The sequence below is a fragment of the Pseudomonas sp. Kh14 genome, from assembly GCF_900291005.1.
GTDB lineage: Bacteria > Pseudomonadota > Gammaproteobacteria > Pseudomonadales > Pseudomonadaceae > Aquipseudomonas > Aquipseudomonas alloputida.
In genome coordinates this window covers 1-229 of record NZ_OLKJ01000361.1, presented here as the reverse complement: position 1 = coordinate 229, position 229 = coordinate 1, and the positions used below count along the sequence as shown (strand labels likewise).

Below are 229 nucleotides of genomic sequence, written 5' to 3'. Positions count from 1 at the left end.
CCCTGGCCGACTGGCTGGATGCCGACAGCGATGCCCGCCTGCAGGGCGCCGAGAGCGCCCAGTACCTGCGCCAGCAACCACCACGCCTGGCTGCCAACCAGCCGATGCTCGATACCAGCGAGCTGAATCTGCTACTGGAGCCGGACGCCAGCCGCCAGGGCCGTTACCCGATGCTGTGCGCCTTGCCGCAGACCACCGGCTGGCGGCTGAATGCCAATGCCCTGGGGCT

General features: G+C 69.4%; 1 pseudogene. It reads left to right on the top strand.

Annotation, left to right across the window (positions count from 1 at the left end):
* Window positions 1-229 (top strand): annotated as a pseudogene (locus FQ668_RS28430) (type II secretion system protein GspK); the annotation flags it as partial.